We start from the raw sequence: 26,979 nt of genomic DNA on the forward strand, positions 1-26,979 counted from the left end.
CGGGATTCCTGGTCACACCATCGAATACGGAGGGACGGCGGTTCACGTTCAAACGTTCAATCGCGGTCTTTTCGAGTGTCCGGAAGGCGACGGGACCCCGCCGGGTCGCAGAACCCGGCGGGGTCCTCGTGCACCAGCATGTGGGCCCCTTCGATGCCCTTGGATCAGCAGATCCTGGGCAGCTGCTCCCCGAGCGGCATGTCCACCACCCGGGTACCCCCCAGCCCGGTACGCGCCACCACCATGCCCGGATGATCCCGGACCACCTCGCCGATGATCGCGGCCTCGGCACCGCGCGGGTGGGCCCGCATCGCGTCCACCACGGCGTCGGCGTGCTGGCGGGGCACGAACGCCACCAGCTTGCCCTCGTTCGCCACGTACATCGGGTCCAGGCCCAGCACGGCGCACGCGTTGGCGACGGCGGGCGGGACGGGGACCTTGCGCTCCTCGATGACGACCCCGGCGCCCGCCGCGGCGGCGATCTCGTTCAGGGCGGCGGCCAGCCCGCCCCGGGTGGGGTCCCGCAGCATGTGCAGGTCCCGGGTGACGGCGAGCATGGCGTCGACCAGTCCGCCCAGCGGCGCGCAGTCGCTCACGATCTCCACGCCGAACTCCAGCCCCTCCCGCACGCTCATGATCGCCACACCGTGCACGCCGATCGCACCGCTGACGATCACGACGTCCCCGGGCACGACCCGCTGCGGCCGCAGGTCGACACCCGCCGGGATGAGCCCGATCCCGGCCGTGTTGATGTAGATGCCGTCGCCGTGGCCGGCTTCCACCACCTTGGTGTCGCCCGTCACCACCTCGACCCCGGCCGCCCGCGCGGCCGCGCCCAGTGCGTCGGCGACCCGGCTGACCGTGTCCAGTTCGACACCCTCCTCCAGGATGAACCCGCAGGAGAGGTAGGCCGCCCGCGCCCCGCTGACGGCGAGGTCGTTGACGGTGCCGTTGACGGCGAGGTCGCCGATGCTGCCGCCGGGGAAGAACAGCGGCCGCACCACGAAGGAGTCGGTGGAGAAGGCCAGGCGCAGACCGCCCAGCGACAGCGCGGCGGCGTCGCCGAGCCGGTGCAGCACCTCGCCCCCGAACGCGGGCGCGAACACGCCCTGGACCAGTTCGGCGGACAGCGCCCCGCCCCCGCCGTGGCCCATCACGATCCGGGACTGGTCGCGCAGCGGAGCCGGACAGGTCCAGGCCGCCGGGTCCGGCAGCGGCGCGGTCAGGTCGATGGCGTCAGACAACGGAGGTCGCCTCCCGTGCCGCAGGGGTGGTGTCCAGGCGCCGGTAGAGGTAGTACGCGGCGCAGGCGCCCTCGCTGGAGACCATCGTGGCGCCGAGCGGGGTGCGCGGGGTGCACACGGTGCCGAACGCCTCGCACTGGTGCGGCTTGAGCAGGCCCTGCAGGACCTCGCCGCTGCGGCAGGCGGCCGGCTCCTCGGTCCGGATGCCCTCGACCGAGAAGCGGTACTCGGCGTCGTAGTCGCGGTACTTGGCGGACAACCGCCACCCGCTGTCCGGGATGACGCCGATGCCGCGCCACGAGCGGTCGGTGACCTCGAAGACGTCCTCCAGCATGGCCTTGGCGGCCGGGTTCCCCTCGGGTCGCACCGCGCGCGCGTAGGCGTTGTCGACGGTGTGCTCACCGCGCTCCAGCTGGGCCACGGTCCGGCGCACGCCCTCCAGGATGTCGAGCGGTTCGAACCCGGTCACCACGATCGGGACCCGGTGGCGCTCCGCCAGCTCCGGGTACTCGTCGATCCCCATCACGCTGCACACGTGCCCCGCGGCCAGGAAGCCCTGCACCCGGCACTGCGGGGACCGCATGATCGCCTCGATGGCGGGCGGGACGCGCACGTGGGAGACCAGCATGCTGAAGTTCGGGATGCCGAGCCTGCGCGCCTGGTACACCGTCATGGCGTTGGGCGGCGCGGTGGTCTCGAAGCCGATGCCGAAGAACACCACCTGCCGGCCGGGGTTCTGCTGGGCGATCCTCAGGGCGTCCAGCGGGGAGTAGACGACCCGGACGTCGCCGCCCTCACCGCGCACCTGGAACAGGTCCCGTCCGGTCCCGGGCACGCGGAGCATGTCGCCGAAGGAGCAGAAGATCACCTCGGGTCGGGAGGCGATCTCCAGCGCCTTGTCGATGACCTCCAGAGGGGTCACGCAGACCGGGCAGCCCGGCCCGTGGATCAGTTCGACCTGGTCGGGCAGCAGTTGGTCGATGCCGTGGCGGATGATGCTGTGCGTCTGTCCGCCGCAGACCTCCATCAGTGCCCAGGGCCGGGTCACCGTGGCGTGGATCTCGTCGAGGAGCCGGCGTGCCAGATCCGGATCCTGGAACTCGTCGATGTACTTCACTTCCGCGCCTCCTCGCGCGCGGGCGGCAGCACCCCACCCGCCTCCGCGGCCATTTCCCAGGGGTCGCCGAACTCCTCCTGCAGCATGCCGAGTTCGGCGAACAGCTCGAGCGTCTGTCGTGCCGACTCCTCGTCCAGGCGCTGCAGGGCGAAGCCGACGTGGACGATGGCGTACTCGCCGACCTGGAGGTCGGGCAGGTACTCCAGGCACACCTCCTTGACCACACCGCCGAAGTCGACGGTGGCCATTCGGGTGCCGTCGCGTTCCTCGATGTCCAGCACTCTGCCGGGTACCGCCAGGCACATGGGCCTCTCCTCGCTGTGGGGGGTGCGTCGCCCGGCGCTGCCGGGACGGTCGGTCAGTCGGGGGCCGCCCCGGCGCGTGCGGCGACGAGGAGCTGGCCGAGGGCCAGTCCGCCGTCGCCCGGCGGGACCAGGTGGTGGCGCAGCACCGTGAAGCCGTCCGCGCCCAGGGCCCGCGCGCAGGCCGAGGAGAGCGGGGAGTTGAGGAACACGCCACCGGTCAGGGCGACCGTGTCCACTCCGTGCCGCTCCCGGGCCCGCGCGCAGACCTGGCGGACCAGACCGGCGACGGCCCGGTGGAACCGCGCCGCGATCAGGGCGGCTCCCGCGCCCGCGTGCAGGTCGTCGACGATCGCGGCGAGGACCGGGGCGGGATCGGCCCGCACGGGGCCGCCGTCCGTCTCCGGATCCCGCACGGCGAACCCGTAGGCGGAGGTGTCCCCCGCGGGTGCCCGCAGCGCGGCGGCCTCCAGCGCGACGGCGGCCTGGGCTTCGTATCCCGCCCGGTGGCAGACGCCGGCGAGGGACGACACCGCGTCGAACAGCCGGCCCATGCTGGAGGTGGGCACGCAGTTCAGGTCGCGCTCCAACTGTCGTGCCAGCACGCGGCGTTCGTCGGGCGGGCAGGCGGCCACGCAGGGCAGCGCCTGCGACCAGTCGAGGCCGGCGGCGCGCAGATGCGCGAGCGCCATGCGATACGGCCGGTGCACCGCGGCGTCGCCGCCGGGCAGCGGCACATAGGCGAGGTGCCCGAGGCGGGTGAAACCGTCGTAGTCGGCGAGCAGGAACTCCCCGCCCCATACGGCCCCGTCGTCGCCGTAGCCGGTGCCGTCGAAGGCCACGCCGAGCACCGGCCTGCTGCCGTCGAGTCCGTGTTCGGCCATGGCGGCGGCGACGTGGGCGTGGTGGTGCTGGACGCGGACGACGGGGCGGCCCGCCGCGTTGCGGGCGGCCCACCGGGCGGAGCGGTAGAGGGGGTGCCGGTCGGCGGCCAGCAGCCGGGGCCGCACGGGGGTGATCGACTCCAGTTGGGCGACGGCGCGTTCGAAGGCGTGCTGGGTGGCGAGGTCGTCCATGTCGCCGATGTGCGCGGACAGCCAGGCCCGGCGGCCCTCGCCGAGACAGCACACGTTCTTCAGGTCGCCGCCGACGGCCAGGGCCGGGCGCACGGGCACCGGGAGAGTCAGCGGCAGGGGGGCGTAGCCGCGGGCGCGGCGCACGATCAGCGGTCTGCCGTCGCACACGCGCACCACGGAGTCGTCGCACGGCACATGGATGGGCCGGTCGTGGGTCAGCCAGGCATCGGCCAGGTGCGCCAGCCGTTCGAGCGCCTCCTCGTCGTCGGTGACGATCGGCTCGCCGGAGACGTTGCCGCTGGTCATGACGAGCAGGCGCGGCCCGTCGGCGTCACCGGGCAGGCCGAGCAGCAGCTGGTGCACGGGGGTGTAGGGCAGCATGACGCCGAGGTCGGGGCTGCCGGGTGCGACGGCGTCGGCGGGCCGGGGCGCTCCGCGCGCGGACGTCAGGCGGCGCAGCAGCACGATGGGGCGGACGGTGCCGGTGAGCAGGCTCCGCTCCTCATCGGTGAGCCGCACCAGGTGCGCGATGTCGTCCGTGTTCCGGGCCATCAGGGCGAACGGTTTGTCCCCGCGGGCCTTGCGGCGGCGCAGCCGGGCGACGGCGGCGGGGTCGGTGGCGTCGCAGGCCAGGTGGTAGCCGCCCAGGCCCTTGACGGCGAGGATCGCGCCGGACGCCAGCAGCCGGCGCGCCCCGGCGACCGGGTCCACGTCCGTGACCGGCCGCGGCGGGCCCTCGCCGTCCCGGGGGCGGACGAGCAGCCGCAGGCGGGGCCCGCAGGCGGGACAGGCCACCGGCTGCGCGTGGAAGCGGCGGTCGGCGGGATCGGCGTACTCGCGGGCGCAGTCGGGGCACATCGGGAAGCCGGCCATGGTGGTCGCCGCCCGGTCGTAGGGCAGGCCGGTGACGATCGTGAACCGGGGGCCGCAGTGCGTGCAGGTGATGAAGGGGTGACGGTGGCGCCGGTCCGCCGGGTCCGCGAGTTCACGCAGGCAGGCGGCGCAGGTGGCGGTGTCGGGCGGGATCAGGGTGCCCGCGGGACCGTCCGTGCGGGAGGCAAGGATGGTGAACGCGGTGTCGCCGGTGGCGGGCACGTCCTGGTGGTCGACGCGCTCCACCCTGGCCAGCGGTGGCGCGTCCTCCGCGATGCGGTCGCAGAACCGGCCGACGGCCGCGGGCACCCCCTCGACCTCCACGACGACCCCCTCCGGGGTGTTCGTCACATACCCCGACAGGCCGAGGGAGCCGGCGAGGCCGTGGACGTACGGCCGGAAGCCGACGCCCTGCACCACACCCCGGACGGTGACCCTGCGGCGCAGCGGCGCCTGGACGGCGACGGCCGTCGGGGGCGGAGCGCTCACGAGCGGGACTGCGCCAGGGCGCCGGCGCGGTCCGCGTGGTCATGGGTGTGACCGTGGGCCGGCCGGGCCATGACGGGTGTGTGCAGGGGGGCGCCGTCCGCGGCGGCCAGCGCCCGGTCGAGCAGGGCGCCGAGCCCGAGGTCCCGGCGGGCTGAGGTGAGCAGCACCTCCACCCCGGGGTTGACCTGCTCGACGTTGGCGCGGAACGCCGCCAGGTCGAAGGCGACGGCCTCGGCGATGTCGGTCTTGGTGACCACCACCAGGTGGGCGAGGCCGAAGGCGGTGGGGTACTTCAGCGGCTTGTCCTCGCCCTCGGTCACGGAGGCGAGGACGACGCGCAGCGTCTCCCCCAGGTCGTAGGAGGCCGGGCAGACGAGATTGCCGACGTTCTCCACGAACAGCAGCCGAGTCTCCTCGGGCAGCCATCCCTGGAGGTGGCGGGCGAGCATGTCGGCCTCGAGGTGACACAGCCCGTCGGTGAGGACCTGCTGGACCGGGACGCCCGAACGCGCCAGGCGCGTCGCGTCGTTCTCGGTGGCGAGGTCGGCGGTGAGTGCCGCGACCGGCACGGACCGCTCCCGGGCCAGCACGAGTTCGCGTTCCAGGAGGGCGGTCTTCCCGCTGCCCGGGCTGGAGAGCAGGTTGACGACGGTGGTGCCGCGGGCCGCGAGCTCCGCGCGCAGGGTGTGTGCGGCCTGGTCGTTCTTGGCGAGTACGGCCTGCTGCAGGTCGACCACTCGGCACATGGTTCAGCGCTCCTCGGGGACGGTTTCGCGGGTGGGTGCGTGCGTCCGGGCGTCCTCCCAGTGCACGCTGACGATCTGCAGTTCGCGGCCCGACAGCAGCTCGATGGCGGCGCCGTCGCAGCGGGGGCAGCTCAGCAGGGGCGGCATGCCGACGGCCCATTCGTGCGCGCACGGCGCGCAGCGGGCCCGCCCCGGCACCTCGTCGGTGACGAGTTCGGCGCCCTCCAGCAGGGTTCCGGCGCAGGCCAGTTCGAAGCAGAAGGACAGGGCGTCGGGTACGACACCGGCGAGTTCGCCCACCTGGAGCCGTACCGAACGCACCGCCGTGACGTCACCGGCCCGCTCGGCCGCGTCTTCCACCTGGCCGATCACCGCCAGCGCGATGGACATCTCGTGCATGGGTCTCCGTCCCGGCGAGGGCCGGTTCCCGCCCCGTGGGACGGGGACCGCGTGTGCGGCCCGCCGGATCCATTAGAGGTGAGGCACCCCGGGCCCGTGGACCGGCACGCCGTCGCCGCCCGGCGGGGTACGCCGTTCGCCGGACAACATCTCCTCGATCAGCCGGACGGCCTCGGGGACCGCGGCGGACACGGCCGGACTGAGGCCGACGCGCTCCTCCACCGAGGCCGGTTCGCAGCCGACCACGAGCGTGCGGCGCGGCGGCTCCGCTCCGGTTCCGGCACACAGGGTGCTCAGCAGGGCCAGTACGGCGTCGGGCGTCATCCGGTGGCCGTCGATCGCGGCCCCTTCCAGACCGTCCGCGCCCGTGTCGTCGTGCTCGATGACGTACAGGGTGCCGGGGGCCTCGCCGCGTGCGGTGGCGTCCACCAGGATCAGGGTGTCGTAGCCGTCGAGGAGTTGGTAGGCGAGGTGCACTCCGCGCACCCCGATGTCCAGGACCTCGACGTGCGCGGGCAGTGCGCACCGGGTGAGCGCGCGGGCGGTCTCCACGCCGAAGCCGTCGTCCCCGAGGAAGACGTTCCCGATGCCGGCGACGAGGACGGTGCCGCTCATCCGTGGTCCTCCAGCGGGGTGACCTCGTCGAGGCGGAAGTAGTGGAAGGTTCCCCGCTCGCGGCGGACGTCGGCGCCCGGGTCGTCGTCCACGGTCACCGCCAGGTGGACCGAGCCGTCCACGTCGTGCCGCACGGCCTCGACGGTCGCGGGGCGGCCCCGCAGGAACACGTCCTGGGCGTCGGTGCGCCGCAGCCCCGGGTTGAGGCGCACCCGGCTGCCGGGGCCCACCGGCCGCCCGTCCACCACCACCCGCTCGCCCGCCGGTTCGCCGCCGGGCTCGCCCGCCGAGTCCCACCACGGCGGGTCCGGGTGGGACACGTCCTGCGTGTCGATCCTCGGGTGGTCCTCCAGGACGACCGGTGCGGACAGCATCACGTCCGCGCGGCCCGGTTCGGCGGCGAGGACGGGCCAGGTGTGCAGATTGCGGCAGGACGCGACCGCGGCCCGGGCCCACTCGGGGGGATCGCTCATCGACAGGAAGGATCCCTCGCTCAGGCCCATCAGCAGGTGGGCGGAGACCAGGGAGTGCGGCAGTGCGGCGTCCCGGTCGGCGCTCTCACCGGCCTCGGGCGCCCAGGCGCTGGTGTTCTCCACCACGGCGGTGAGCCGCAGGACCGGGCAGGGCCCCGCCATCCGGTGTGCCGACAGCCGCAGCAGGCCACGGATCTCCTCACCCCGGCGGACCGTACGGCCGGCGACCCGGCCGGCGTCGTCGAGGATCTGCTCGCACTCCTCCCCCGCGGGGCGACCGAAGGCGACCATGATCCCGTCGCCGTGGGTGAGCTCGTCCACCGTGGCGACCGCCTCGACGCGCTCCTCGGTGCCCTCGGCGCAGGGCACCAGCAGGCGCTCCCCCACCCGAAGTTCGGACACCGTCTCGAACTCGCCGTCGCGGCACGCCCGTTGCACCGTGCGCCGCCGGGCGCGCAGGAAGCGCAGCTCCACCGCGAGGGTGGCGCCGGGCCCGGGCTCCATCAGGCATTCGGTGTGCTGGAAGTCGTGCTCCTCGCTGCCCGCGCCCCAGGCGGGCGGTACAAGTGCGCCGCACTGTCTGCGCAGCAGGGCGCCGGAGGCGGAGGTGCGGTAGGGGTGGAGCGGGCTGCCCTCGAAGAGGACGGCGTCCGCCACCTTCCGGGCGCGGGCGAAGCGGGCCGCGGTCTGCGCGGCGAACGCGGTCACACTCATGGCGGTCCTTCCGGTGGTACCGGCTTGCGGGGGTGTGCTCCTCGGCCGGGGCCTCGGCCCGGACCGTCCGGTTCCGCCGCCGTCCGCGGGCCGGTGGCCGGGGGCCAGGGCTCAGACGCCCCAGGTGCGTCAGGCGCGCCCCAGGTGCGGTGGCGTGCACGACGGCTTCTCCTTGCGGACGAAGGCGCGTCTCAGGGCGTGGTAAGGGGCGTCCGGGTCGTGGAAGACGCGGTGCATCGCGGCCAGCTCCCGTTCCCGGAAGGCGGACAGGGGCTCGGTGCTCTGCCGGTGCTCCAGTGCCTCCTTCTTCGCCGCGATCCTTGTCCGGGTCCCCGGCAGCGACGCCAGCCGCGCCGCCAGCCGGCCGGCCTCCGCGGCGAAGTCCTGCGGCGCGCACTCGATCACCCGGTCGACGAGCCCGAGGCCGCGGGCGCTCGCGGCGCTCATCGGGAGCGCCTCGCGCACGATCCGGTCGGCCGCGGCGGCACCCACCCGGCGGGGCAGTGTGTACGTCCAGTACTCCGAGCCGGTCAGGCCCATCAGCCGGTAGTGCGGGTTCAGTACACAGCCGGAGCGGCACCACACCTCGTCGGCCGCCAGCGCGAGCATCACGCCGCCCGCGGCCGCGTTGCCCGCGAGCGCGGCGACCACCAGACGGTCCGTGGTCGTCAGGACCGCCTCGACCAGGTCGTCGATGGCGTTGATGTTCGCCCAGGACTCGGCCGCGGGGTCGGCGGCGGCCTCGATGACTCCGAGGTGGATCCCGTTGGAGAAGAAGTCCCGCTGCCCGCCGAGCAGCAGGACCGAGGTGGGGCGCGCGCAGGCCTCCCGGTAGGCGTCGAGCAGGCGGCGGCACTGACTGGTGCTCATCGCGCCGCCGGGGAAGGAGAACGAGAGGAAGCCGACGCCGCCCTCCTCCCGGTAGCGGATGTCCGTCCAGGTGGGCCACCGCGCACCGGGCGGCACGGGCAGCTCGGGCAGCGGGGGCAGCCGGTCGCCGAGGGCCTGTACGGCGGGCAGCTTGACCGGGCGCGGCTGCCCGGGGCGGCGGCGCCCTCGCAACTCGGGGATCCACACGGCGCCGTCGCGTGTCGCCCGGCAGATCGCTCCGGCCCGGGTGGCGAGCAGCTGACCAGGGGTGCCGCGCAGGCCGTTCTCGGGGTGACCGCCGTGCAGGTACCACTCGTCGCCGAGCAGTACGTCCAGCACGCCGGGTTGCGAGTCGGCGGCGCGCAGCTTGCGCAGGACGGTGTCGGTCGTGTCGGTGTCCCAGTCGATGCGCCGCACCCTCTGGTCGAGATACGGACGGGTCCGCGCGGTGTCCTGGCGCACGGGCGTGTGGGTCCCGGAGGCGAACCGCTCGACGGCGAGGAGGACGGCGGCGAGGGCGGCGTCGGCGATCTCGCCCCGGTACAGGTCGCTCTTGGACAGCGGCGGGAGCGGGCAGGCGACGGACGCCCACACGTCACCGGCGTCCATCTCCTCCTCGGCCTGAAGGACCGTCACCCCCCAGCGCTCGGCACCCTCCTGGACGGCCCAGTCGAGGGAGGACGGGCCCCGGTCGCCGACGGGACCCGGGTGGACGACGAAGCACGGGTACGCCGCCCACACCTCGCGGGGGATCGCCGTCCTCAGCATCGGCGCCAGGACGAGTTGGGGGGCGTGCCGCCGTACGGCCTCGGTCAGCGAACCGTCGGGCAGGGCGAGTTCCACCGCGACGGTGTGGCCGCGGTCGCGCAGTTCGGCATGGACGCGCTGGGTGAGGCTGTTGAACGCGCTGGCCACGAGCAGAATGTGCACGGCGTACTCCCGGCGGACGACGGTGCGGACAGATGTGCCCGGCCGTCTGCGATCGTCGGCCACACCTGTGGGGCGCCTCCGCAGACAGGCGGCAGGTTCACCCGAAAGGCGGGTATCGGGGCCGCCACTCGGCGGCGGGCGCGTCGGTCGGATCGTCCCGGAACCGCCACCGTGTGTGACGCCTCTCGCGTCCCGGGGCGCGGCAGTGTAGACATGGCACATGGTCCGGCTTCCGGCTCGACCGGGTACCCGTTCGCCCCGTCGTCCGAGCGGTGTGCGCGCATCGGCGCACGACCGCGCTGCAGGGGCGTCCGAGCAGGCTCCGGGGCGAGGGGCGCGCCGTTCGCTCGCCCGCCGCGAGCGGGAGGCGGGCCGGTCCCGGTCGGGACCTGGCGCGGGGCTGCGCGCGGCGCTGAGCGGGCGCAGCGTCGCCGGGCAGGTCTTCGTCCTGCAGGTCGTCATCGTGCTGCTGCTGGTCCTCGCGGCCGTGGTGGCGCTGCTGCTGCAGGTGCGGCGCGACAGCACGCAGGAGGCCCGCAACCGTTCGCTCGCCGTGGCCGAGGCGTTCGCCAACGCGCCGGGCACGGTCCAGGCGCTGGGCGCCCCCGACCCCACGGCCGTGCTGCAGCCGCGGGCCGAGGCCGCCCGCAAGGCGGCGAACGTCGACTTCGTCGTCGTCATGAACACCGACGGCATCCGCTACACGCACCCGAGACCGGACCGTATCGGCAAGAAGTTCGTGGGGAACATCGGGCCCGCGCTGGCCGGGGGCACCGAGATCGAGGAGATCAACGGGACCATCGGGCGGCTGGTGCAGGCGGTGGTGCCCGTCAAGGCGCCCGACGGCAAGGTCGTGGGACTGGTGGCGGCCGGTGTCACGACGGAACACGTGGGCGGCGCGGTGAACCGGCAGATGCCGCTCGTCCTGGCCGCCGCGGCAGTCGGCCTCGCCCTGGCCACGGCGGGCACCGCACTTGTCAGCAGGCGGCTGCTGCGCCAGACCCACGGCCTGGGGCCGCGGGAGATGACGCGGATGTACGAGCACCACGACGCGGTGCTGCACTCGGTGCGGGAAGGGGTGCTGATCCTCGGCGAGGACGGCGACCTGCTGCTCGCCAACGACGAGGCGCACCGCCTGCTCGGTCTGCCCCAGGACGCCGAGCGGCGGCATGTGTCCGAGCTCGGCCTTCCTCCCGAGACCGCCGCCCTCCTGGCGTCCGGACGGGTCGCGACCGACGAGGTGCACCTGGTCGGAGACCGGCTGCTGGCCGTCAACCAGCGGCCCACCGACGTGGACGGCGGCCCGCCGGGCAGTGTGGCCACGCTCCGCGACACGACCGAGCTGCGTGCCCTGTCCGGCCGGGCCGAGGTGGCGCGGGAACGCCTCAGCCTGCTCTACGACGCGGGTCTGGGCATCGGCACGAGCCTGGACGTGACGCGTACCGCCGAGGAGCTGACCGAGCTGGCCGTGCCCCGGTTCGCGGACTTCGCCAGTGTGGACCTGTTCGACGCGGTGCTGGACGGCGAGGAACCGGCGGCGGGGAGCGAGCTGCGCCGTGCGGCGTTCAGCGGCATCCGCAAGGACGCTCCCCTTTATACGCCGGGCGAGCGGATCCGGTGGGTGGAGTCCTCCCCGCAGGCCGAAAGCCTGCGGGGCGGCCGGGCCGTCCTCGAACCGCGTCTGGGCGAGGCACCGGGCCGGTCGGCGCAGGACGCCGAGCGGACCGCCAAGGTGGTGGAGTACGGGATCCACTCGCTGATCACGGTGCCGGTGCGGGCGGGGTCGCTGGTCCTGGGCCTGGTCAACTTCTGGCGGTGCGAGAAGCCGGAGCCCTTCGACGCGGAGGACCTGGCGCTCGCCGAGGAACTGGTCGCCCGCGCCGCGGTCTCCATCGACAACGCGCGCCGTTTCACCCGCGAGCACAGCATGGCGGTGACGCTGCAGCGCAGTCTGCTGCCGCGGACGCTGCCCGAGCAGGGCGCCCTGGACATCGCCTACCGCTACCTCCCGGCGCAGGCGGGAGTGGGCGGTGACTGGTTCGACGTACTGCCGTTGTCCGGTGCCCGGGTGGCGCTGGTGGTGGGCGACGTCGTGGGCCACGGGCTGCACGCCGCGGCCACGATGGGGCGGCTGCGCACAGCGGTCCACAACTTCTCCGCGCTCGACCCGCCGCCGGACGAACTCCTCGGCCTCCTCGACGAAATGGTCGGCCGCATCGACCAGGACGAGGCGGCCGAGCCCGGCAGCGCCCCCGTCACGGGCGCGACCTGTCTGTACGCGATCTACGACCCGGCCTCCCGGCACTGCACCGTCGCGCGGGCCGGTCATCCGCCGCCGGCCGTGGTCCGGCCCGACGGCAGCGTGGAGTTCCCCGACGTGCCGGCCGGCCCGCCGCTCGGCCTCGGGGGGCTGCCGTTCGAGACGGCCGACCTGGAGCTGGCGGAGGGCAGCCGGCTGGTGCTGTACACCGACGGGCTGGTCGAGGACCGGGGCCGGGACATCGACGACGGTCTGGAACTGCTGCGCACCGCGCTGGCCGGAGCCGGGCCGTCCCCGGAGGACACCTGCCGGGCCGTGCTGGAGTCGGAGTTGCCGGAGCGGCCGAGCGACGACATCGCACTGATCGTCGCGCGCACCCGGGCGCTCGCCGCCGACCGGGTGGCCGAGTGGCCGGTGCCGATGGACCCGGCGGCCGTCGGCGAGGTGCGGGCGTCGGTGACCCGGCAGCTGGCACGGTGGGACCTTCAGGATCTGACGTTCACCACGGAGCTGATCCTCAGCGAGCTGGTCACCAACGCGCTCCGGTACGGCAGCGCGCCCGTGCGGGTCCGCATGCTGTACGACCGCAGCCTGATCTGCGAGGTGTTCGACGGCAGCACCACCTCGCCGCATCTGCGGTACGCGGCCATGACCGACGAGGGCGGGCGCGGCCTGTTCCTCGTGGCCCAGCTCGCCGAACGCTGGGGCACCCGCTACACGCCCAGGGGGAAGGTCATCTGGGCGGAGCAGCCGCTGCCCTGAAAAGCCCGCCCGTTCAACTTCCGCTCTTTACCAGGAACTTGCCCACCGCATGGGTGACCCCGCGGCGCATTGTCTGATAGGAAACCTTCCTAACAACGCACGGCCCAAGATTCCACCCCCCACCTTCACTTGGAGTCCCTGTGGTGCATCACAACCACGACGCAGCAGACCCCGCCGACACCTCGCGCCGCGCCGTCCTCGCGCTCCTGGGCGCCTCGCTGGCGGCCGTCCCGCTCCTCGGAGCCACGCGTGCCGCCGCGGCCCCCGAGGCGGCACGGGCGATCGGGCTCGACGACCCCGCGAAGAAGGAGATCGCCATGGAACTGGTCTCCAGTGCGGAGAACTCCTCCCTCGACTGGAAGGCCCAGTACAAGTACATCGAGGACATCGGCGACGGCCGCGGCTACACCGCCGGCATCATCGGATTCTGTTCCGGCACCGGCGACATGCTGGAACTCGTCCAGCTCTACACCGACCGCAAGCCCGGCAACGTCCTCGCCAAGTACCTGCCGGCGCTGCGACGGGTCAACGGCAGCGACTCCCACGACGGTCTGGACCCGAACTTCCCCAAGGACTGGCGCAAGGCGGCGCAGGACCCGGTGTTCCAGCAGGCGCAGAACGACGAACGCGACCGGGTGTACTTCAACCCGGCCGTCCAGCAGGGCAAGGCCGACGGGCTCGGCGTGCTCGGGCAGTTCACGTACTACGACGCCATCGTGATGCACGGCGACGGCGACGATCCCACGAGCTTCCGCAACATCCGCAAGCGGGCCCTGCGCACGGCGAAGCCGCCGGCGCAGGGCGGCGGCGAGGTGGCCTACCTGAACGCCTTCCTGGACGCGCGCGTGTGGGCCATGAAGCAGGAGGAGGCCCACAGTGACACCAGCAGGGTCGACACCGAACAGCGGGTGTTCCTGCGCAAGGGCAATCTGAACCTCGACCCGCCGCTGGACTGGAAGGTCTACGGGGACAGCTACCACATCGGCTGACGGCCGCCGGTCGACCCGAAAGACCGTCGCTCAGCCCGGCAACGAGACGCCGAGCGGCCGGAACCCGACCCGGAACCGTGCCCCGTCGTGGGCCCACGTCACCTCGACGCCGTCGTCGTCGACGGACACGTCGGCGACCGCCTCCGCCAGGGGCGCCGGGTCGGGTTCCGCGGTGAGACTCGCCAGGCACACATGGACGGTGGTGCCGCCGGCCCGTCCGGTGAGCCGAGGGACCCGGGCCCAGCGGGTGTAGGCCGTGCCGCCGGGCGCGGGGACCGGCTCGGGGCCCTCGTCCCAGCCGTACAGCCCGTGCAGCGCCGACACCACGGGCTCCTCCGGGCCGGTGGCCCAGCCGGTGTGGGTGACCCGGGCACCGTCCGGGGCGCCGATCACCCGGTGGACGCGCAGTTCGTACCGGCCGCGGACCACCGTGACGCTCTGCACCGTCAGGCCCGGCACCATCGGGGGCCCGGCGGTGAACACGGGCCGGTGCCAGGAGGCGGCCCAGCCCCAGCCGCCGCCGTACCCCGCCCCCAGGGGGTGGACGCGCCGCCGTACGCTGCCCCGTCCCTTGACTTCGACGGACAGGTGGTTGTCCGCGATGTTGCCCCAAGCCGTGGGTCCGGTACGGGTGGAGTACGCCTGGCGTCCGTAGTGGGGATCGTCCTCGGCGGCGAACTCGCCCTCGTGGGGCCGCACATGGTCGCTGCCGTGATTGTGCAGCCGCACGATCCCGTCGGCCCGCGTGGCCTGCACCAGCAGCCCCGGTGCGGGCAGGGCGAGCACCCGGTCGGCCCGCTCGGCGGGCGCGGGCTCCTCCGGGGCCGTCCACAGGGGATGGCCGGCGGGTGCCAGCAGGGACACGAACGCCTTCGACGCCCAGTACGGGGACGCCGGACCCGAGTAGCGCTGCAGGGTCGCCTCGTGCGGGCCGTGCCAGCCGAGGCTGAGCAGTCCGTCCTCGGTCAGCGCGCCGCGCGCCAGGAAGTGGCGCAGGCTGCCGCTCGCCAGGCGCCGCGAGGTGCCCGGGGTCAGGGGGGTGTGGCCGGTCAGGGCGCCCAGGCCGACGGCTGCCGACGCGGCGAAGCGGTACGCGAGCGACCGGCCGAAGTGCAACGGCGCGCCGTCCGCGCCGAACATCAGCGAGAAGCCGTCCAGGTGCTCGCGCAGCCGCGCCCCGTAGCGGGCGGACGACTCCTCGTCCCCGGCGAGGTGGGCGTCGAGCACCGGATACAGGTGCAGGGCCCAGCCGTTGTAGTGGTCGAAGGCGCGGCCGTCGCCGTCCGCGTACCAGCCGTCGCCCCGGTACCACTCCTCCAGCAGGCCCATCGCCCGCTGCCGTACGGCGGCCGTCTCCGCGTCGCCACGGCCGACCGACTCCAGGAACCCGGCGACGGTGTACGGGAAGAGGTACCAGTTGTTGGGCGCCGGGGTGTGGCGCAGGGCGCCGCGCAGCCATTCCTCCGCTCGGTCCTGGACGTCCGCGTCGAGGTTCTTCCACAGCCAGGGTGCCGTCAGCCGCAGCCCAAGCGCGACCGACGCGGACTCCACCATCGGTTGGCCCTGCACGTCGTGGTCCAGGATCAGCGGCCAGGACTCGCTGTCGTCGCGGCCGGGGGTGCGGGTGCCGGCGGCGAGGCCGCGCGCGTACCGCTCCAGCCAGCCGTGCCGGTCATGCCCGCCGGCGCCCGCCACCCGGAAGGCGGCGGCGAGGAACGTCCGGGCGTAGCCCTCCAGCCCGTCGGAGCGCACGCCCGAGCGTGAGGGGCGCCCGGGCAGGTGGAGCAGGGCGCAGCCCGGTGTGCTCCAGCGCCATGCGGAGGCCAGCAGCCCGTCCGCGACAGCCTCCCAGTGGACCCGGGTGTATCCGGTGTACGGGCTCGACTCGCGGTCTTCCGGGGGGAGTTCGAAGGGGATGCCGGGGGTGCGGGGGGTGCTCATGCCTGGAAGGCCAGCCTTTCGCGTCGTACGGGATGCAGGAAGCCTGCGCCGGAGGCCCACCGCGCGGTCTCGGCGACGGCGAGGTCGGCGAGGCGGCACCACTCGTTGCCCTGGGAGCCGGCCAGGTGCGGGGTGATGAGAACGTTGTCGCAGTCCCACAACGGGTGCCCGGGCGGAAGGACTTCGGGGTCGGTGACGTCGACCACGGCCCGGACGCGGCCCGCCACGGCGGCGTCCGTGAGCGCGTCCTGGTCGACGACCGCGCCACGGGCGGTGTTGATCAGGACGGCGCCCGGGCGCATTGCCTCGATCAGGTCGCGGCTGACCAGGCCACGGGTGGCGGGCAGCAGCGGGGTGTGCACGCTGACGGTGTCGCTGCGGGTGAACAGTTCGCGCAACTCGACGCGTGTGACGCCGAGTTCGGTGGCGTTGGCGTCGGTGACGTACGGGTCGTGCAGGAGGATGTCGAGGTCGTGGGGGCGGAGCAGTTCGATGACGCGGCGGCCGGTGAGCGAGGCGGACAGGATGCCGATGGTGCGGCGGTGGTTGCCGACGGTGCGGGGGGTGTTCAGCCAGTCGTCGCGGGTGCGGGAGGCGCGGTAGGCGCGGGCGCGTTCGAGGACGTGCTTCCCGGTGAGCAGGATCATCGCGAGGGTGTACTCGGCGACCGGGACGGCGTTGGCGGAGGCGGCGGAGGACACCTCGATGCCGCGGTCCCAGCAGGCGTCGGTGATGTGGCCCCGCACGCTCCCCGCGGTGTGCACGACCGCCCGCAGCCGGGGCGCCGCCGCGAGCGCGCCCGCGTCGAGCGGGGGGCAGCCCCAGCCGGTGACCAGCAGGTCGACGTCGGCGAGGACGGCTCGGGCCCGGGGGGTGGTGAAGTCGTCCAGGACGGGCGGCGGGGCGAGGTCGCAGAGCGCCGCGAACTTGTCCAGCGACTCGGGGTCGAGGACGGCCGCGGCGGCCTCGGGGGACATGGCGAGGGCGGCACGCGGGCGGAAGCCGGGTCCTGGTGTGGAGACGGGCATGTCGGTGCGGGAACTCCTGACGCGGGGGGCTGTTCGGGGAACTCCTGGGAGTAGGGCCAGGGCTACTTGATGGCGCCGGCGGTCAGTCCGCCGCGCCAGAAGCGCTGCAGCAGGACGAAGGCGAGGATCAGGGAGAGGCCGAGGCTGACGGGATACAGGTCCTGGTCCGACAGCATCACCATGGGCAGGAAGACGTTGTTCCAGATGGCGGTGAGCTGGAAGAGGAACACGGTCACCAGGCCGGGGCCGAGCATACGAAGCGCCACCCTGACGTACGTGGTCAGCTCGCCGGCGCCGTCCATCCGCGCGGCCTCCAGGACCTCGTCGGGCACGCAGCCCTGGCTGAGGATGCGGCCCAGGTAGACGCCGGACGGGTTGAACAGGACCGGGATGAACACCGCCCAGAAGGTGTTGACCAGGCCGGCGCCCGAGGCCATCAGGTACCGCGGGAGCGCGAGGACGGTCCGCGGGACCATGACCGCCGCGAGGACCAGGCCGAACAGCTTCTCCTTGTGCCGGAAGCGGTACTTGTCGAAGGCGTACCCGCAGGCCACGCTGATCAGCGCGCCGAGCGCGGCACCGACGACCGCGTAGAGCAGGCCACGGCCGGTGTACGCCACCGCGGCGCGAGGAGAACACCGCGCACGCCCTCCGCCAACGCCCGTTCCACCTGCGGGCGTTCCGCTCCGGGCACCTGTGGCGCGATGTGCAGGGCGATGCGCAGGCCGGCCGCTTCCAGTGCGGTGCGGGCGCCGTACAGGGTCTCGTAGAGGTACGAGTGCCGCTCGGGCACGACCACGGCCACGGTGTCCCCGTCCGTGACGGGGCTGCCCGGTACCTCCTGGGCGGGAAGCGGCGAGCGGACCACCCCGTGACCGCGCCGCAGCTTCCCCTCACGAGTCAGCTCCTCCACGTCCCGGCGGATCGTCACCACGGACACCTGGAGTTCGGCGGCGAGATCGCGCACCCGCGCCGCACCGCGCGACTGCACCGCGGCCAGGATCCGCCGACGCCTGAGATCGACCGGCTCACGCATGAGGCCTCCCCGCCCGTGAATGTTCGTTTGAGCGATTCTGGGACCAGCATACGAACGAATACGCCGACGGGCGTGGTGCCGTCGGAGTCTACGCCTCGGCCTGCTCCAGCAGCTGAGGGCCGTTGTTCCGGACGTCGTTGACGGCCGTGGACACGGGGCGGGCGTCCAGACGTCCGTCGGCGGGAGGGTGCAGCAGGGCGCGCAGGCGGGCCGGGTCCTGGTGCGCGGGGTCGAGCCAGGCGTCCTGGTGACCGGGGGCGACGGCCAGCGGCATCCGGGGGTGGATGCGGCCCGCGGCGTCGGTGGCCTCCGTGGTGAGGATGGTGCAGGTCGTCCACCAGGCGGAGTCGTCGTCCCGGGCCGCCGACGGGTCGCGCCAGAACTCGTACAGCCCCGCGAGGGCCATCACCTGGCCGTCCTGCGGGCTGATGAAGTACGGCTGTTTGCGGGCCTTGGTCCTTTCGGTGGCCGGGACCTGCTGCCACTCGTAGAAGCCGTCGGCGGGCAGCAGACAGCGCCGTCTGAGGAAAGCCTGGCGGAAGGCGGGCTTCTCGTGCACCGTCTCCATCCGTGCGTTGATCATCCTGGCGCCGATCCTGGGGTCCTTCGCCCACGACGGCACCAGACCCCACCGCAGCGGGCGCAACTGCCGCCGGACGGCTTCCGAGCCACGAGGGGCGCGTTCGAGAACCGCCCACACGTCGTCCGTCGGGGCGACGTTCCAGCTCGGCGGCAGGTCGTCCCGCTCGTCCCAGTCGGTGACCCTGAACAGTCGTACGAGGTCCTGCGGGCTACGCGTGGAGACATATCGACCGCACATACCAGACCACCCCTCTGACCTGGAGAAATGGTAGATCATACCCGCAGGCGCAGCGACGTCGGCGGTGCTGCGCCCGCTCGGCGCGGCGAGCGGCGGGCGGCCGGTCTTCACCGGCTCACTGCGCCGCGCCGAACAGGCGCTGACCGCCGTCTCCCACCACTGGCCCGCCGGCGCGGTGGCCGACCTGCGGGACCAGTTGGAGGCCTACGCGGCCCGCGCCGGTCGCTACGCGCCCGAACGCCTGGCCCTGCTCCTTGCCGAACTGCACGCCCGGCACCGTGCCGCCGATCGCAATCGGGTCGGCGTGCTGGGCACCTCCGAGGCACCGGTGACACCGCTGCGGCGGGTGCGTCTGGTGGCGCTGGGTTGCCGGATCGGCGGCACCGCCCGGGACCGTACGGCCGAGACGTACTTCGCGCACGCCGCCGCCGGCACCGCGCTGGTCCTGCGCAAACGGTGGGAGCTGACGAGTGATCAGGCACCCACCGGCCACGAGCTGTCGGCCCGCCGCCTGCTCGGTTCCCCGCTGCGCGCCCTGGCCACGGCGAATGTCGTCAGCGAGCACACCGCACGGGCCGCCGACCGCACGGTCATCCTCTCCCGGGGCCGGATCGCCGCGACCAGCATCACACCGGTCGGCTCCGCCTGGACGGAGCTGCCGGACAGGCTGCTGCTGAGGGACACCTCCGCGCACCTGCGGGAGGCCGGAGAACGCCCACCGCGGCTGATCCGCCCCCGGGTCGAGGCGGATGCGGTACGCGTGATCGCGGTGGACACCGTGGACGACATCGGCTACGACCCCGCCGGGCAGTACCTGGAAGCGGTGCTGCGCGATCCCGCGGGCAACCCCGTCCACCTCCGGGCCGAGTACAACCCGCTGTGCCCCGGTGGCCTGGACGCCCTGGCCGCCGCGCTGGCCGACGGCGGGGTCCGCTGCGTCAGCGGCGTGCTGAGCCGGGCCCGCGGCCGGATCGTCCTGGACCCGCTGGCCGTGCTCACCCCGGAGGGCGTCACCGTCCCGGACTTCGCCCCGGGCGAGGGCGACACCCGGCTCACCACGATCCGCCCCCGCCCGTCCGACCCGATCACGACAGCCCTAGAGTCGGCACTCAGCGCCCTGGCCGACGCGGCCCACCACGGCCTGCGCCACCTCACCGGCACGTCCCGCACCACCCTCGCGGACACCGCCACGCACCTGCGCCGCGTCGGCCTGCACGCCACCGCACGCCTCGTGGACGACCTGACCGGCACCCTGCACACCCAGGGCGCGACGGCGGCCGTCCCCCACTGGGTGGCTGCCCAGATCCACCTGACGACGAGCCTGGACCTGCACCAGGAGAACGCGCCGGAGACACCGATGGCGGAAAGGGGAGGCGGACGTTGAGGTCCCGCGGTGGTCACGGGCGTCCGCAGCCGCCGCCCCCGGCGGGCGGCCGGGCGGCGCCGGGCGGGGCCACCGAGGCGAAGGCCATGCGGAACAGGTCCCAGGCGGTCGCGTCCCCTACCGGGGTGCCGCCGCCCTGTGCGGCTCGCACGCGCCGGTACGCCGGCTCCGTGACCGCGGTACCGGATCGCGCCGGTTCGGAGTCGACCGGGATCATCTCCACGGACACCCCTTCCTTCCGTACGCGCCGTCCAGGGACCCGACGGCCCACACGGCGCGCGAGCGTGGTACCGCCCGGCAGGGCCACGGTTCGCCCAGACGGCCCCGACCCGACCCCGCAGCCTGCCACCCCGGCACCCCACACGCGCCCCAGCCCCGCATACGCGCCGCATCGACTCCCACGCGACCACCCGAACGGCCCAACGCCCGGCACGACCGAGCCGTCCGGGCCGCCCCGGTTCCGCGCCCGCGCCGGCCACCGGTAACCCGCTCAGTCGGCCCGCTCGCCCCCCTCGCCCCTGCGCGCGCCCGTCGGTACGGCCTCCCGCGCCCGGTCCAGTGCGTCCGCCGACGCCTGGCCGGCGGCGCGTACCCGGTTGCGGGCCGCGACGCCCAGCAGCGCGCCCCCCGCGGCGTAGGCGCAGGTCAGTACGGCCGAGGCACGGGCGCCGGGTAGGGCCGGCTCCAGTACCCGCAGGGCCGTCTCATGGGCCGACCACACGGCCAGCAGGCCGCACACCCCGGCGGCGCCCAGCAGCGCACCGCCCGCTCCGATCCGGCGCAGCGCCGCCCTGACCTCGCTCTGCACCGCGAGTATCTCGTGCCGGGCGAGCTGCGCGGTGTCCTGGGCCAGCCGGGCCGCCGCGTCGCCCACCCGGCTCCTGCCCTCCGCCGAGTCGTCGCCTTGCATCCGCATCGCTGCCGCCTCCGTCTCGTTCCGCATCGGGTTCCCGCCGAGGCCGACGGCCGTCAGTCACCTCCCCCGCAGTACCCGCTCAGGCCGTGCCGACACGACGGCTCCACGCCCGGGTCGACGCGCCACTCACCCGTCCGCCCTCAATACGCGCCCATCGCAATAAAAGGTGTGATCGTTGTAAACCACTGCAATACGCACAGTCCGTCAGCGAGGAGTTACGGTGAGCGACCCCTTGGGCGAAACGGAGAGCGCGCATTCCGCGGTCGAAGAGGCGTGCGCCGTGGCCGACGCCGTCCTCTACGAGGGATACCTGCTCTACCCGTACCGCCGTTCGTCGGCCAAGAACCGGGTGCGCTGGCAGTTCGGCATCCTCGCGCCCCGCGCCTGGGCCGAGGCCCACGGCCCGGTGACGCCGGGGGTATCGGGGTCCGTGGAGTCCTGGCAGCAGCAGACCGAGTGCCTGCTGCGCGCGCGGCCCGGCGCCGTGGTGCGGGTGCGGGTGCGCTATCTGCAGATGCAGTACAGAGGCGTGGAGCGCCGGGACGAGGACGGTCGCCACACGCCCGTCGACTCCCTGGAGACCGCCGATGCGGTCCATCTCTCCTTCGACGAGGCGGTGCCGCGTGAGACCGACCTCACCGCTTCGCTCGCCGCACTCCTCGCATGTGACGCCGAGTTCACCTTCGGGGCGCCCGGCGGCCAGGACACCGAGCCCCTGCCCGCGGGCGCGGGACGGCTGGTGCGCCGGCGCTCCCCCGTCGAGGCGCGCACCACGCTGCACCTCGAACCCGTCGCCGGTGCCGCCTCCTTGTACCGCCTGCGTGTCCGCACCGAGAACACGGGCCGTACGACGCCGCCCGAGGCTCCCCGCGACGAGGCCCTGCGCCACTCGCTCATCGCGGCGCACACCTTCCTGGGCGGCGAGGGACTCGGCTTCTACTCCTCGATCGACCCGCCCGAGGATGTCGCGCCCCACGTGCGGGAGTGCCGCAACCTGCACACGTTCCCGGTGCTCGCGGGCCCGGAGGGGTCCGACTCGCTCGTTCTGTCGTCGCCGATCATCCTGCCCGACCACCCGCAGGTGGCCCCGGAGAGCCCCGGCGACCTGCACGACGCGGCCGAGATCGACGAGATCCTGACCCTGCGGACGCTGCTGCTCACGGACGACGAGAAACGCGAGGCACGCGCCACCGACCCGCGGGCCGCGCGGATCCTCGACCGGGTGGAGACCATGCCGCCGGAGGTGCTCGCCCGGCTGCACGGCGCCATCCGCTCCCTCGCCCCCTCAGCGGCCCCGTCTCACTCGTCGGCCTCCTCCGCCTCCTAGTCGGCGGATCCGCCCGACCTCTGTGCCGCCACCGTCCCCGACCAGGAAGGCCGTTATGGATGCCATCGAGTTGCTGATGCACGACCACCGGATGGTCGAGCAGTTGTTCCGCGACTACCACGCCGCCGCCTCCGCCGCGCAGCGCCGGGCCGTGGTGGAAACCCTGGTCCGCGAGCTGTCCAAGCACGCGGCGCTCGAGGAGCTGATGGTCTATCCGCTGGCCAAGAAGGTCCTGTCGGACGGGGACCAGCGGATCCGCGAGCACCTGAGCGAGCACAGGGCGGTCAAGGAGACCCTCCTGGCCCTGGACAAGCAGTCCGGGGACGACGAGCGCACGAGCGAACTGATGAACGAACTGCGCCGCGAGGTCGAGGAGCACATCCGCGAGGAGGAGGGCGAGCTGATGCCCCTGCTCCGCGACGCGGTCTCCGAGGAGGACCTGTTGCGACTCGGCAAGCTCCTGGCCCGGTCCAAGCAGACCGCCCCGACCCGACCGCACCCCAACGCGCCCGACGAGCCTCCCGCGCTGGCGTTCGCCGGACCGGTGGCCGCGGCCTACGACCGCCTTAGGGACCGACTGCAAGGGAGGCCGAGGACATGACCGTCGAAAGCGGAACCACGGAGGTCAGCCAGCAGCCCTCAAGGGCTGAACAGAGGAACGGCTTCGACGAGATCCATATCCTGTGGATCTCCGAGGGCATGAGCTGTGACGGGGACACCGTCTCGATGACGGCGTCCGGCCAGCCGGCGATCGAGGACATCGTCGCCGGGCTGATCCCGGGCCTGCCGAAGGTCAACCTGTACAACAAGGTGCTCTCGCCGAGCCTGGGCGGCGAGGACTTCCTCGCGCCCTTCCGCGCGGCGGCCCGCGGTGAACTGGCGCCGTTCATCCTGGTCATCGAGGGCTCGATCCCCAACCAGAACATCATCGAGGGCGACGGCTACTGGACGTCGTTCGGCAACGACCCGGACACCGGTGAACCGCTCACCCTGAACTGGTGGATCGACCACCTCGCGCCCAAGGCCTGGGCGGTCGTCGCCGCCGGCACCTGCGCCACGTACGGCGGGATCCACGCGATGGCGGGCAACCCCACGGGGTGCATGGGCCTCGCGGACTACCTGGGCTGGGACTTCAGGTCGCAGGGCGCGCTCCCCGTCGTCAACGTGCCGGGCTGCCCCATCCAGCCGGAGAACTTCATGGAGACCCTGACCTGGGTGCTCTACCACGCGGCCGGATCGGCGCCGCCGCCCCCGCTGGACCACATGCTGCGCCCGCAGTGGCTGTTCGGGAAGACGGTGCACGAGGGGTGCGACCGGGCCGCCTACTACGAGCAGGCCGACTTCGCGAAGGACTACAACTCCCCCAAGTGCCAGGTCAAAGTGGGCTGCTGGGGTCCGGTCGTCAACTGCAACGTGCCCAAGCGCGGCTGGATGGCCGGCATCGGCGGCTGCCCGAACGTCGGGGGCATCTGCATCGGCTGCACGATGCCCGGGTTCCCGGACGCCTTCATGCCGTTCATGGACGAACCGACGGGCGGCACCCTCTCGTCCGCTGTGATCAGGCCCTACGGGGCCGTGATCCGGCGCCTGCGCGGCATCACCAACATGGCCGTCAACCGTGAGCCCAAGTGGCGCCACAACAAGGACAAGTTGACGAGCGGTTACGACCCGTACTGGCGCCCCGACGGGCGCAGACGACAGCGAGAGAGAGCGAGGTAGGCACGGACATGACGGCAACCGAGGCGCGGGCCGCGGCGCGAAAGCCCGCGCAGATCGTGGACATGTCCTGGGATCCGATCACGCGGATCATCGGCAATCTCGGCATCTACACGAAGATCGACTTCGCGAACCGCGAGGTGGTGGAGTGCCACAGCACGTCCTCGCTCTTCAGGGGCTACTCCGTCTTCATGAAGGGCAAGGACCCCCGTGACGCGGGCTTCATCACCTCGCGCATCTGCGGGATCTGCGGTGACAACCACACCACGTGTTCCAACTACGCCCAGCAGATGGCCTATGGCGTCAAGCCGCCGCGACTGGCGGAGACCATCGTCAACCTGGGCGAAGCGGCCGAGTACATGTTCGACCACACCATCTTTCAGGACAACCTGGTGTTCGTCGACTTCTGCGAGGCCATGGTCAAGGCCACCAACCCGAGCCTCCTGGCCCGGGCCGAGCGCACCGAGGCCCGCAACGGCTACATCCACGGCTACCGGACGGTGGCCGACATCATGCGCGCCTTCAACCCGTTCGAGGGCGAGCTGTACAAGGAGGCACTCAAGGTCAGTCGCATCACCCGGGAGATGTTCTGCCTGATGGAGGGGCGCCATGTGCACCCGTCCACGCTCTATCCGGGCGGGGTCGGCACCATGCCGCAGCCGACCACGTTCACCGACTACCTCTCCCGGCTGCTGCGCGTCCTGGACTTCATCAAGCAGGCCGTGTCGATGAACGACGACGTCTTCGACTTCTTCTACGAGGCGCTGCCCGGCTACGAGGAGGTGGGCCGCCGCCGGATCCTGCTCGGCTGCTGGGGTGCCTGGCAGAACCCGGACGTCGTGGACTACCGCTACGAGACGATGAGCGACTGGGGCAAGGCGATGTTCGTCACCCCGGGCATCATCGTGGACGGCAGTCTCGTCACCAACGACCTGGTCGACATCAACCTCGGCATGCGGATCCTGCTGGGCAGTTCGTACTACGAGGACTGGGTGAACGAGGAGCCGTTCGTCACCCACGACCCGCTCGGCAACGCCGTCGACATGCGCCACCCCTGGAACCAGACGACGGTGCCGGTGCCGCAGAAGCGGAACTTCGAGGGCAACTACAGCTGGGTGATGAGCCCGCGCTGGTACGACAGGAACAGCGCCCAGCACCTGGCGCTGGACACCGGTGGCGGCCCGCTCGCCCGGCTGTGGTCGACGGCGCTCAACGGGCTGGTCGACACGCCGTATGTGAAGGCCACCGGGCACAGCGTGCGCATCTCGCTGCCCAAGAGCGACAAGCTGCCGGAGATGACGTTCGAGTGGAAGATCCCCCAGTGGAGCAACACGATCGAACGCGACCGGGCCCGGCCGTACTTCGTCGCCTACTCCGCCGCCATGGCCTTCTTCTTCCTGGAGCGGGCGATGGACCACGTCCGCAGCGGTGACACCAAGATCTTCGAGAACTACGAGGTGCCGGACGAGGCGATCGGCTGCGGCTTCCACGAGGCGGTGCGCGGCGTCCTCTCCCACCACCTGGTGATCAAGGACAAGAAGATCGCGAACTACCACCCGTACCCGCCGACGCCGTGGAACGCGAGCCCCCGTGACCCCTACGGCACCCCCGGACCGTACGAGGACGCCGTGCAGGGCCAGCCGATCTTCGAGGAGAACGGCCCGGAGGACTTCAAGGGCGTCGACATCATGCGCACCGTCCGCAGCTTCGACCCCTGTCTGCCCTGCGGTGTGCACATGTACCTCGGCAAGGGCAACACGCTGACCAAGCTGCACTCGCCCATGTTCGGAGCGGCTCATGGATGACACCGCGCGGCTCGACGAGGCGGCGGTCGCGAAGCGGCTCGCCCGCCTCGACGGGCTGCTCGAACAGCTGGAAGGCGCTCCCGGCCCGATGGCCGGGACGGCGATCGAGGCGGTGCGGACCCTCACCGAGATCTACGGCGAGGCCCTGGCCCGTGTCCTGGACGCCGCCGACCCCGCCCTCGTCGACCGTATGGCCGCCGACGACCTCCTCGGCCATCTCCTGGTGCTGCACGACATCCACCCCGAGCCGCCCGAGGTCCGGGCCGCCCGCGCCGTGGACGGTGTGCGCCCGGCGGTGCGGGAGCGGGGCGGGGACGTGGAGCTCACGGGCGTGGAGGAGGGGGTCGCCCGGGTACGGCTGGCCGCGAAGGGCTGCGGGTCCTCCTCGGCCTCGCTGGAGGAGGCGGTCCGCGAGGCCGTGCTCGCCCTGGCGCCCGAACTCTCCGGCGTCGAACGGGCGCCGGGCGACGACGCGCGGCCCCCCGCCTTCGTCCCGGTCGACACGCTCAGGGTGCGCAGCATGTCCGCCGGGGAGCGGTCATGACCACCGGCGCGCTGGCCCGCGTCATCCGCTCGGGCGCCGACCGGCGTGCGGACGCGGAGCGGTGCGACCTGTGCGGCGCCGACGTCGAGCCCGGGCACCGGCATCTGTACGACACCGGGCAGGAGGAGGTGCTGTGCGCCTGCCGGCCGTGCTCCCTGCTCTTCGTGGAGGAGGAGGCGAGCGAGGGGCGGTACCGGCTGGTGCCGCGGCGCAGGGTGCGGCTCCCCGAGGTGGGTACCCGGGAACTCGGCGTTCCGGTGGGGCTGGCGTTCTTCGTACGGCACGCGGACGGCACCGTGAGCGCCCACTACCCGAGCCCCGCGGGCGCCACCCGTTGGGAGGCGGACGCGGGGGCCTGGCGTGATGTGGTCGCCCGGTGTCCCCCGCTCGCCGACCTCGTACCGGAGGTGGAGGCACTGCTGGTGAACACCGCACGCTCCGCGAAGCACCACTGGATCGTCCCGATCGACGACTGCTTCCGGATGGTCGCGCTCGTCCGGCGGGAGTGGCGGGGCCTGTCCGGCGGCGGCCGGGTGTGGCCCGCCATCGAGCGGTTCTTCGAGGAGCTGACCGAACAACCCCCAGGACCGGCAAGGAGCTGAC

General features: G+C 73.0%; 23 protein-coding genes and 2 pseudogenes. 9 read left to right on the top strand and 16 right to left on the bottom strand.

The features are described 5' to 3' along the window. Positions 1 to 164: 164 nt before the first annotated feature. The 9 genes from hypE to ACFYZJ_RS06325 all read right to left on the bottom strand — a co-directional run bounded on the left by hypE (position 165) and on the right by ACFYZJ_RS06325 (position 9,848). The gene (gene hypE / locus ACFYZJ_RS06285; protein WP_388563452.1) at positions 165 to 1,244 is read right to left on the bottom strand and encodes a hydrogenase expression/formation protein HypE; all 1,080 of its coding nucleotides are present in this window, start codon (positions 1,242 to 1,244) and stop codon (positions 165 to 167) included. Beyond that, a complete protein-coding gene (gene hypD / locus ACFYZJ_RS06290; protein WP_388563454.1) occupies positions 1,237 to 2,361 on the bottom strand; it encodes a hydrogenase formation protein HypD in 1,125 nt (374 codons plus the stop codon). Before hypD ends, hypE begins: the two co-directional genes overlap by 8 nt. After that, entirely contained in the window at positions 2,358 to 2,666 is a 309-nt protein-coding gene (locus ACFYZJ_RS06295) for a HypC/HybG/HupF family hydrogenase formation chaperone (RefSeq protein ID WP_388563456.1), read from the bottom strand. The genes hypD and ACFYZJ_RS06295 overlap by 4 nt, the downstream gene beginning before the upstream one ends. 53 nt (positions 2,667 to 2,719) lie before the next feature. Then, positions 2,720 to 5,101 carry a carbamoyltransferase HypF gene (gene hypF, locus ACFYZJ_RS06300; protein ID WP_388563458.1) on the bottom strand — a complete coding sequence of 794 codons (2,382 nt, stop codon included), beginning with the start codon at positions 5,099 to 5,101 and terminating at the stop codon, positions 2,720 to 2,722. Continuing rightward, positions 5,098 to 5,847, bottom strand: a complete 750-nt coding sequence (gene hypB, locus ACFYZJ_RS06305; RefSeq protein WP_388563460.1) for a hydrogenase nickel incorporation protein HypB — start codon at positions 5,845 to 5,847, stop codon at positions 5,098 to 5,100. The genes hypF and hypB overlap by 4 nt, the downstream gene beginning before the upstream one ends. Before the next feature lie 3 nt (positions 5,848 to 5,850). Next, complete coding sequence (gene hypA / locus ACFYZJ_RS06310) at positions 5,851 to 6,246, bottom strand: hydrogenase maturation nickel metallochaperone HypA (RefSeq protein ID WP_388563462.1); 396 nt, start codon at positions 6,244 to 6,246, stop codon at positions 5,851 to 5,853. A 72-nt stretch (positions 6,247 to 6,318) separates the two neighbouring features. Further along, complete coding sequence (locus ACFYZJ_RS06315; RefSeq protein WP_388563464.1) at positions 6,319 to 6,861, bottom strand: hydrogenase maturation protease; 543 nt, start codon at positions 6,859 to 6,861, stop codon at positions 6,319 to 6,321. After that, the gene (locus tag ACFYZJ_RS06320; RefSeq protein ID WP_388563466.1) at positions 6,858 to 8,048 is read right to left on the bottom strand and encodes a hypothetical protein; all 1,191 of its coding nucleotides are present in this window, start codon (positions 8,046 to 8,048) and stop codon (positions 6,858 to 6,860) included. Before ACFYZJ_RS06320 ends, ACFYZJ_RS06315 begins: the two co-directional genes overlap by 4 nt. Positions 8,049 to 8,177: 129 nt before the next feature. Continuing rightward, entirely contained in the window at positions 8,178 to 9,848 is a 1,671-nt protein-coding gene (locus tag ACFYZJ_RS06325) for an enoyl-CoA hydratase-related protein (RefSeq protein ID WP_388563468.1), read from the bottom strand. Between the two features lie 220 nt (positions 9,849 to 10,068). Here ACFYZJ_RS06325 and ACFYZJ_RS06330 point away from each other — a divergent pair, with 220 nt between their 5' ends. Next, positions 10,069 to 12,870 (top strand): SpoIIE family protein phosphatase, encoded by a 2,802-nt coding sequence (locus ACFYZJ_RS06330; protein WP_388563469.1) that lies wholly within the window; start codon positions 10,069 to 10,071, stop codon positions 12,868 to 12,870. A 140-nt stretch (positions 12,871 to 13,010) separates the two neighbouring features. Beyond that, positions 13,011 to 13,859 (top strand): chitosanase, encoded by an 849-nt coding sequence (locus ACFYZJ_RS06335; RefSeq protein ID WP_388563471.1) that lies wholly within the window; start codon positions 13,011 to 13,013, stop codon positions 13,857 to 13,859. Between the two features lie 30 nt (positions 13,860 to 13,889). Here ACFYZJ_RS06335 and ACFYZJ_RS06340 read toward each other — a convergent pair whose 3' ends face one another. The 5 genes and pseudogenes from ACFYZJ_RS06340 to ACFYZJ_RS06360 all read right to left on the bottom strand — a co-directional run bounded on the left by ACFYZJ_RS06340 (position 13,890) and on the right by ACFYZJ_RS06360 (position 18,684). Then, positions 13,890 to 15,800, bottom strand: coding sequence for a DUF2264 domain-containing protein (locus tag ACFYZJ_RS06340; RefSeq protein ID WP_388563472.1), 1,911 nt, complete (start codon positions 15,798 to 15,800; stop codon positions 13,890 to 13,892). Then, on the bottom strand, positions 15,797 to 16,828 hold the full coding sequence (locus tag ACFYZJ_RS06345; protein ID WP_388563474.1) for a hydroxyacid dehydrogenase: 1,032 nt from the start codon (positions 16,826 to 16,828) through the stop codon (positions 15,797 to 15,799). The genes ACFYZJ_RS06340 and ACFYZJ_RS06345 overlap by 4 nt, the downstream gene beginning before the upstream one ends. 62 nt (positions 16,829 to 16,890) lie before the next feature. Then, positions 16,891 to 17,427: pseudogene (locus tag ACFYZJ_RS06350) on the bottom strand (carbohydrate ABC transporter permease); the annotation flags it as partial. Between the two features lie 5 nt (positions 17,428 to 17,432). Further along, positions 17,433 to 17,864 (bottom strand): annotated as a pseudogene (locus ACFYZJ_RS06355) (DeoR family transcriptional regulator); the annotation flags it as partial. An 88-nt stretch (positions 17,865 to 17,952) separates the two neighbouring features. Continuing rightward, complete coding sequence (locus ACFYZJ_RS06360; RefSeq protein ID WP_388563476.1) at positions 17,953 to 18,684, bottom strand: SOS response-associated peptidase; 732 nt, start codon at positions 18,682 to 18,684, stop codon at positions 17,953 to 17,955. Positions 18,685 to 18,748: 64 nt separating this feature from the next. On the opposite strand from ACFYZJ_RS06360, the gene ACFYZJ_RS06365 reads away from it, so the two are divergent. Next, the gene (locus tag ACFYZJ_RS06365; protein ID WP_388563478.1) at positions 18,749 to 20,068 is read left to right on the top strand and encodes a hypothetical protein; all 1,320 of its coding nucleotides are present in this window, start codon (positions 18,749 to 18,751) and stop codon (positions 20,066 to 20,068) included. 13 nt (positions 20,069 to 20,081) lie between these two features. On the opposite strand, the gene ACFYZJ_RS06370 is transcribed toward ACFYZJ_RS06365, so the two are convergent. Together ACFYZJ_RS06370 and ACFYZJ_RS06375 are read right to left on the bottom strand one after the other, a co-directional pair. After that, a complete protein-coding gene (locus ACFYZJ_RS06370) occupies positions 20,082 to 20,291 on the bottom strand; it encodes a hypothetical protein (protein ID WP_388563480.1) in 210 nt (69 codons plus the stop codon). A 267-nt stretch (positions 20,292 to 20,558) separates the two neighbouring features. After that, positions 20,559 to 20,984 carry a phage holin family protein gene (locus ACFYZJ_RS06375; RefSeq protein WP_388563482.1) on the bottom strand — a complete coding sequence of 142 codons (426 nt, stop codon included), beginning with the start codon at positions 20,982 to 20,984 and terminating at the stop codon, positions 20,559 to 20,561. 220 nt (positions 20,985 to 21,204) lie between these two features. Between ACFYZJ_RS06375 and ACFYZJ_RS06380 the strand changes: the two genes are divergently transcribed. The 6 genes from ACFYZJ_RS06380 to ACFYZJ_RS06405 are packed head-to-tail and all read left to right on the top strand — an operon-like array spanning position 21,205 to position 26,978. Continuing rightward, positions 21,205 to 22,311, top strand: a complete 1,107-nt coding sequence (locus ACFYZJ_RS06380; protein WP_388563484.1) for a hypothetical protein — start codon at positions 21,205 to 21,207, stop codon at positions 22,309 to 22,311. 55 nt (positions 22,312 to 22,366) lie between these two features. Beyond that, on the top strand, positions 22,367 to 22,912 hold the full coding sequence (locus ACFYZJ_RS06385; protein ID WP_388563486.1) for a hemerythrin domain-containing protein: 546 nt from the start codon (positions 22,367 to 22,369) through the stop codon (positions 22,910 to 22,912). Further along, the gene (locus tag ACFYZJ_RS06390; protein WP_388563487.1) at positions 22,909 to 24,030 is read left to right on the top strand and encodes a hydrogenase expression protein HypE; all 1,122 of its coding nucleotides are present in this window, start codon (positions 22,909 to 22,911) and stop codon (positions 24,028 to 24,030) included. Before ACFYZJ_RS06385 ends, ACFYZJ_RS06390 begins: the two co-directional genes overlap by 4 nt. A gap of 8 nt (positions 24,031 to 24,038) precedes the next feature. Then, positions 24,039 to 25,832, top strand: a complete 1,794-nt coding sequence (locus ACFYZJ_RS06395; RefSeq protein WP_388563489.1) for a nickel-dependent hydrogenase large subunit — start codon at positions 24,039 to 24,041, stop codon at positions 25,830 to 25,832. Then, positions 25,825 to 26,376, top strand: a complete 552-nt coding sequence (locus tag ACFYZJ_RS06400; protein ID WP_388563491.1) for a NifU family protein — start codon at positions 25,825 to 25,827, stop codon at positions 26,374 to 26,376. The genes ACFYZJ_RS06395 and ACFYZJ_RS06400 overlap by 8 nt, the downstream gene beginning before the upstream one ends. After that, complete coding sequence (locus tag ACFYZJ_RS06405) at positions 26,373 to 26,978, top strand: DUF5947 family protein (RefSeq protein ID WP_388563493.1); 606 nt, start codon at positions 26,373 to 26,375, stop codon at positions 26,976 to 26,978. The genes ACFYZJ_RS06400 and ACFYZJ_RS06405 overlap by 4 nt, the downstream gene beginning before the upstream one ends. Position 26,979 lies beyond the last annotated feature (1 nt).

The sequence above is a fragment of the Streptomyces sp. NPDC001848 genome (assembly GCF_042891915.1).
Classification (GTDB): Bacteria; Actinomycetota; Actinomycetes; order Streptomycetales; family Streptomycetaceae; genus Streptomyces.